The following is a 6,417-nucleotide window of genomic DNA, read 5'->3' as shown; positions in this document are numbered from 1 at the left end:
CGTGAAACGCGAAGCTGTTTCACGTGAAACATGGGCCGCCGTACCCACTCGGGTACGGCGGCCCTCGGCGTATTGATAGACACGTACGGCAGGATGTGCGGCATGCCCAGTGCAGAATCGACGCAATCGAGCGTCCACGAGCCGGACCGGGTGCGGCCGACCAAGGAGGACGAGGTCGCCGCGGCCGGCAGCGAACTGATCGGCGGCCTGCTGGGGCGGCGTGCCCTGATCGGGGCGTCCCGGTGGACTCCCGTGCGGGTGATCGCGCTGGTGGCGATCGGCATGTTCGCCCTCGGCCTGGTCCAGAAGGCGCCCTGCTTCAACGGAGCCTGGTTCTTCGGTGCCAGCTCCCAGTACACGCACGCGTGCTACTCGGACATCCCGCACCTCTACCAGGGGCGAGGCTTCGCCGACGGACTCGTGCCGTACTTCGACCGGCTCCCCGGCGATATGCAGTACCTGGAGTACCCGGTGCTGACCGGTGTCTTCATGGAGGTCGCCGCCTGGCTCACGCCCGGCAGCGGCACCATCCAGTACCAGGAGCAGTGGTACTGGATGGTCAACGCCGGGATGCTCATGGTGTGCGCGTCGGTCATCGCCGTCTGCGTGACCCGTGCCCATGCCCGGCGACCCTGGGACGGTCTGCTGGTGGCCCTGGCACCTGCCTTCGCGCTGACGGCGACCATCAACTGGGATCTGCTGGCGGTCGCTCTGACGGCCGCGGCGATGTTGATGTGGTCACGCGGCCGCCCCCTCGCTTTCGGCGTCCTGCTGGGGCTCGCCACGGCCGCCAAGCTCTATCCCTTCCTGATCCTCGGGCCGCTGATGGTGCTGTGCTGGCGCGCGGGCAGATGGCGTGCGTTCGGGACGGCTCTGGGCGGTGCGATCGTCGCCTGGGTCGTCGTGAACGGGCCGGTGATGCTCTTCGCGTTCGAGGGCTGGTCGAAGTTCTACACGTTCAGCCAGGAGCGGGGCGTCGACTTCGGCTCCTTCTGGCTGATCATGGCCCAGAACTCGGACGACCCACTCAGCACCGACACCGTCAACACGCTCGCCACGCTGCTGATGCTGGTGTGCTGCGCGGGTGTCGCGGCGCTCGCCCTGACCGCCCCGCGCCGCCCGCGGTTCGCCCAGCTCGCTTTCCTGATCGTCGCGGCGTTCATCCTCACCAACAAGGTCTACTCGCCGCAGTACGTCCTGTGGCTGGTTCCCCTGGCGGCGCTCGCCAGGCCGAAGTGGCGGGACTTCCTGATCTGGCAGGCCTGCGAGGTGGCGTACTTCCTGGGAATCTGGCTGTACCTCGCGTACACAACCAGCGGAGAGGCCCACAAGGGCCTGCCGGCCGACGGCTACCACTGGGCCATCGGCCTGCATCTGCTGGGGACGCTGTACCTGTGCGCCATGATCGTGCGCGACATCCTCATGCCGGATCGGGATCCGGTGCGCCGGTCCGGCGACGACGATCCCTCGGGCGGAGTGCTCGACGGCGCCGAGGACGTCTTCGTCCTCGGCCCGGCGGCCCGTCCCTCGCGGCACACGACCACCGCTCGGTTCGACGGGGCGCAGGTCCAGTGGGGCAAACGGGACGCGACCGGCAGTTCGCTCTGAGCGAACGACGCGAAGAGCCGTACAGCGGAAGGCCGTACAGCGAAGGGCCGTACACGGGAAACCGTGTACGGCCTTCTTGCTGAGCTGTGCGGCCTCAGCGCACCGTGCCGGTCAGCGGTCCATGATCCGGTCGAACTGCGTGGTGGTGTGCCGCAGATGGGCCACCAGCTCCTCACCGACCTTCGGCTCCGGCGCGTCCGAGGGCACGAACAGGATCGAGACCTGCATGTGCGGCGGCTCGGCGAACCAGCGTTGCTTGCCGCCCCAGACGAACGGAGAAAGGTTCCGGTTGACCGTCGCGAGGCCGGCGCGGGCGACACCCTTGGCGCGCGGCATGACGCCGTGCAGCGCCTTGGGGGCCTCCAGGCCCACTCCGTGCGACGTACCGCCCGCCACGACCACGAGGAAGCCGTCGGAGGCCGCTTTCTGCTGCCGGTAGCCGAAGCGCTCGCCCTTGGCGACACGCGTGACGTCCAGGACCGCGCCGCGGTACTCGGTGGCCTCGTGGTCCCCCAGCCACAGCCGCGTGCCGATGCGGGCACGGAACCGGGTCTGCGGGAACTGCTGCTGAAGACGGGCGAGTTCATCGGCCTTGAGGTGGCTGACGAACATGGTGTGCAGGGGCAGCCGGGTCGCGCGCAGCCGGTCCATCCAGCCGATGACCTCCTCGACCGCGTCCGAGCCGTCGGTGCGGTCCAGGGGCAGGTGGATGGCGAAGCCCTCCAGGCGGACGTTCTCGATGGCGGCGTGCAGCTGGGCGAGGTCCTGCTCGCTGATGCCGTGCCGCTTCATCGAGGACATCACCTCGATCACCACCCGGGCACCGACCAGGCCGTACACGCCGTCTATCGACGAGACCGAGCGGATGACCCGGTCCGGCAGCGGCACCGGCTCCTCGCCACGCCGGTACGGCGTCAGCACCAGCAGGTCGCCGCCGAAGAAGTCCTTGATGCGCGCGGCCTCGTACGTCGTGCCGACGGCGAGGATGTCCGAGCCCAGCCGGGTGGCCTCCTCCGCCAGCCGCTCGTGCCCGAAGCCGTAGCCGTTGCCCTTGCAGACCGGGACGAGCCCAGGGAACTGATCCTGCACGTGCTTGTGGTGCGCACGCCAGCGCGCGGTGTCGACGTAGAGCGTGAGCGCCATGGCCGGACCTGGAACCTTTCTCCGTGGTTGACGTGGGTCGGTTGCGGTGTGTCGGTCAGCGGCGCGACATGTAGATGTCGAGCGCCTTGTGCAGCAGCTTGTTCAGCGGGAAGTCCCACTCGCCGAGATATTCGGCCGCCTGGCCGCCCGTACCCACCTTGAACTGGATCAGGCCGAAGAGGTGGTCGGTCTCGTCCAGCGAGTCGGAGATGCCGCGCAGGTCGTAGACGGTGGCGCCGAGCGCGTAGGCGTCGCGCAGCATCCGCCACTGCATCGCGTTCGAGGGCCGGACCTCACGGCCGATGTTGTCGGAGGCGCCGTAGGAGTACCAGACGTGCCCGCCGACGATCAGCATCGTGGCGGCGGACAGGTTCACGCCGTTGTGCCGGGCGAAGTACAGCCGCATGCGGTTGGGGTCCTCGGTGTTGAGGGCCGTCCACATGCGCTGGAAGTACGACAGCGGCCGCGGCCGGAAGTGGTCGCGCACGGCCGTGATCTCGTACAGCCGCTGCCACTCCTCGAGGTCCTGGTAGCCGCCCTGGACGACCTCGACGCCGGCCTTCTCGGCCTTCTTGATGTTGCGGCGCCACAGCTGGTTGAAGTTCTTGTGGACCTCTTCCAGGGAGCGGTTGGCCAGCGGCACCTGGTAGACGTACCGGGGCTGGACGTCGCCGAAGCCGGCGCCGCCGTCCTCGCCCTGCTGCCAGCCCATGCGGCGCAGCTTGTCCGCGACCTCGAAGGCACGCGGCTCGATGTGGTCGGCCTCGATGTCGCGCAGCCGCTTCACGTCGGGGTTCTGGATGCCCTGCTTGATGGAGGCGGCCTCCCAGCGCCGGATGATCACCGGCGGGCCCATCTTCACGGAGAAGGCGCCCTGCTGCTTCAGGTGAGCCAGCATCGGCTCGATCCATTCCTGCAGATTCGGCGAGAACCAGTTGATGACCGGGCCCTCGGGCAGGTAGGCGAGGTAGCGCTTGATCTTGGGGAGCTGCCGGTAGAGGACCAGGCCGGCACCGACGAGCTCGCCGGTCCTGTCGTCGAACCACCCGAGGTGCTCGGAGCGCCACTCCGCCTTGACGTCAGCCCAGGCCGGGACCTGCATGTGGCTCGCCGACGGCAGGCTCTGGATGTAGGCCAGATGCTGCTCGCGGCTGATGGTCCTCAGGGTCAGGCTCATTTCGGGGCGCTCCTCGGGCTGGTGTGTCCCCATGGGTTCAGGGGCTCCGGCTCTCGCGCGAAGCCTACTGCGCCTTGGGAGCGCGCCGGTTGGGCGTACGGAACCTTCGCCCCGGCCCGTGGGCGGCCGGGGCGTCACACGATGTTCAGGTGGGGTGCGCCTGGCGTCAGTCGATGAGCCCGCCGAACAACCCGCCGTGCGCCATGCCCAGGAAGAATCCGACAGCCGAGGCTCCCAGGCCCAGAATCAGGCCGAAGCGCTCACGGGTCGTCTCCGAGATCCACTGGCCGTACGCACCGATGAGAATCCCCACCAGGCCGGTCCAGGAGCTGAGCAGGTGCAGGTCATCGTCGACGAGTGCCGTGACGAACGACGTGATGCCCAGCACCAGGGTCACCGCGAGCAGGGTGTCCTGGAGGGGGTGGGGCTTGCCGTCCGTGGCGAACAGGCCGCCGGCGGTGTTGGGTCGCAATGCCTGTGCCATAGGGCACCTCCTGCGAAAGTCGGCGCATCGTAGCGCCATACACACCCGATGTGTACAGATTGGCTGCCCTCACGGCCGGATTTCAACCGCAAGCCGCTGTGCGGGTACTCTGTACCGTCCGTACCGGTGTCTGCCCATGTCACGACAGAGGGTTCTCGACAGAACCCCCGACTGTCAGTGGTGGCCGATACCGTCGGATACGCATCACAACCCTCCTGCCACGGATCGACCGTGGCCGCTGAGTCCAAAGGAGGTGGGTTCCACATGCGTCACTACGAGGTGATGGTCATCCTCGACCCCGAGGTCGAGGAGCGCGCTGTCTCTCCGTTGATCGAGAACTTCCTCTCTGTCGTCCGTGACGGCGGCGGAAAGGTCGAGAAGGTCGACACCTGGGGCCGTCGTCGTCTCGCGTACGAGATCAAGAAGAAGCCCGAGGGCATCTACTCGGTCATCGACCTGCAGGCCGAGCCTGCGGTCGTCAAGGAGCTCGACCGCCAGATGAACCTGAACGAGTCGGTCCTCCGGACCAAGGTCCTCCGCCCCGAGACCCACTGAGCTCTCCCGCTCAGCTGATCCCGGGATTCGAGTAGCAGCACAAGCAGCCAGCAGCAAACCCGCCGAGAGGTTCCCCATGGCAGGCGAGACCGTCATCACGGTGGTCGGCAATCTTGTCGACGACCCCGAGCTGCGCTTCACCCCCTCCGGTGCGGCCGTCGCGAAGTTCCGTGTCGCGTCCACTCCCCGCACCTTCGACCGCCAGACGAACGAGTGGAAGGACGGCGAGAGCCTCTTCCTGACCTGCTCGGTCTGGCGTCAGGCGGCGGAGAACGTCGCCGAGTCGCTCCAGCGAGGCATGCGCGTCATCGTGCAGGGCCGGCTGAAGCAGCGGTCCTACGAGGACCGCGAGGGCGTCAAGCGCACGGTCTACGAGCTGGACGTCGAGGAAGTCGGCGCCAGCCTGCGCAACGCCACGGCCAAGGTCACCAAGACCACCGGCCGCGGTGGCCAGGGCGGCTACGGCGGCGGCAGCGGTGGCGGTGGCGGCCAGGGTGGCGGCGGCTGGGGCGGCGGCCCCGGTGGCGGCCAGCAGGGCGGCGGCGCTCCCGCTGACGACCCGTGGGCGACCGGCGCTCCCGCCGGTGGCAACCAGGGCGGTGGCGGCGGCTGGGGTGGAAACTCCGGCGGCGGCGGCGGCTACTCGGACGAGCCCCCCTTCTAGGGCGGGTTCGCACCCAAACTTCTTGATCACACAGGAGAATCACCATGGCGAAGCCGCCTGTGCGCAAGCCGAAGAAGAAGGTCTGCGCATTCTGCAAGGACAAGGTCACGTACGTGGACTACAAGGACACGAACATGCTGCGGAAGTTCATTTCCGACCGCGGCAAGATCCGTGCCCGCCGCGTGACCGGCAACTGCACGCAGCACCAGCGTGACGTCGCCACGGCCGTGAAGAACAGCCGTGAGATGGCGCTGCTGCCCTACACCTCCACCGCGCGATAAGGGAAGGGTGACCGACACATGAAGATCATCCTCACCCACGAGGTCTCCGGCCTCGGCGCCGCGGGCGACGTCGTCGACGTCAAGGACGGTTACGCTCGCAACTACCTGATCCCGCGGAAGTTCGCTATCCGCTGGACCAAGGGCGGCGAGAAGGACGTCGAGCAGATCCGTCGTGCTCGCAAGATCCACGAGATCCAGACCATCGAGCAGGCCAACCAGGTGAAGGCCCAGCTCGAGGGCGTCAAGGTCCGCCTGGCCGTCCGTGCCGGCGACGCCGGTCGCCTCTTCGGTTCCGTCACCCCGGCCGACATCGCCTCGGCGATCAAGGCTGCCGGTGGCCCCGAGGTCGACAAGCGCCGCATCGAGATCGGTTCGCCGATCAAGTCGCTGGGCGCTCACCAGTCGTCCGTGCGTCTGCACCCCGAGGTTGACGCCAAGGTCAGCATCGAGGTCGTCGCGGCCTGAGTGTCGCGCTCGCTGATGCAGTGAGCGATGGGGCCGCACC

The 6,417-nt window shown here is 68.0% G+C and carries 8 protein-coding genes; 5 read left to right on the top strand and 3 right to left on the bottom strand.

Annotated elements, in window-relative coordinates:
- Positions 1-93: 93 nt before the first annotated feature.
- Positions 94-1,608 carry a glycosyltransferase family 87 protein gene (locus tag ACWIF2_RS39605; protein WP_454366414.1) on the top strand — a complete coding sequence of 505 codons (1,515 nt, stop codon included), beginning with the start codon at positions 94-96 and terminating at the stop codon, positions 1,606-1,608.
- Positions 1,609-1,719: 111 nt separating this feature from the next.
- On the opposite strand, the gene ACWIF2_RS39600 is transcribed toward ACWIF2_RS39605, so the two are convergent.
- From ACWIF2_RS39600 to ACWIF2_RS39590, 3 genes are all read right to left on the bottom strand, one after another.
- Entirely contained in the window at positions 1,720-2,751 is a 1,032-nt protein-coding gene (locus ACWIF2_RS39600) for an alanine racemase (RefSeq protein ID WP_454366412.1), read from the bottom strand.
- A gap of 55 nt (positions 2,752-2,806) precedes the next feature.
- Entirely contained in the window at positions 2,807-3,928 is a 1,122-nt protein-coding gene (femX, locus tag ACWIF2_RS39595) for a peptidoglycan bridge formation glycyltransferase FemX (RefSeq protein ID WP_215120323.1), read from the bottom strand.
- A gap of 166 nt (positions 3,929-4,094) precedes the next feature.
- Positions 4,095-4,412, bottom strand: coding sequence for a hypothetical protein (locus ACWIF2_RS39590; protein ID WP_399022194.1), 318 nt, complete (start codon positions 4,410-4,412; stop codon positions 4,095-4,097).
- Positions 4,413-4,676: 264 nt separating this feature from the next.
- Here ACWIF2_RS39590 and rpsF point away from each other — a divergent pair, with 264 nt between their 5' ends.
- From rpsF to rplI, 4 genes are all read left to right on the top strand, one after another.
- Positions 4,677-4,967, top strand: a complete 291-nt coding sequence (gene rpsF, locus ACWIF2_RS39585; protein ID WP_030847098.1) for a 30S ribosomal protein S6 — start codon at positions 4,677-4,679, stop codon at positions 4,965-4,967.
- A 76-nt stretch (positions 4,968-5,043) separates the two neighbouring features.
- A complete protein-coding gene (locus ACWIF2_RS39580; protein ID WP_454366410.1) occupies positions 5,044-5,631 on the top strand; it encodes a single-stranded DNA-binding protein in 588 nt (195 codons plus the stop codon).
- 44 nt (positions 5,632-5,675) lie between these two features.
- Positions 5,676-5,912: a 30S ribosomal protein S18 gene (gene rpsR / locus ACWIF2_RS39575; RefSeq protein ID WP_003949403.1), complete on the top strand. Its 237-nt coding sequence runs from the start codon at positions 5,676-5,678 to the stop codon at positions 5,910-5,912.
- Between the two features lie 18 nt (positions 5,913-5,930).
- Positions 5,931-6,377, top strand: a complete 447-nt coding sequence (gene rplI, locus ACWIF2_RS39570; protein WP_215120326.1) for a 50S ribosomal protein L9 — start codon at positions 5,931-5,933, stop codon at positions 6,375-6,377.
- Positions 6,378-6,417 lie beyond the last annotated feature (40 nt).

This window comes from Streptomyces sp. NPDC055506 (genome assembly GCF_053643595.1).
The sequence above is the reverse complement of the archived record's forward strand: the minus strand, read 5'-3'. Positions and strand labels throughout refer to the sequence as shown.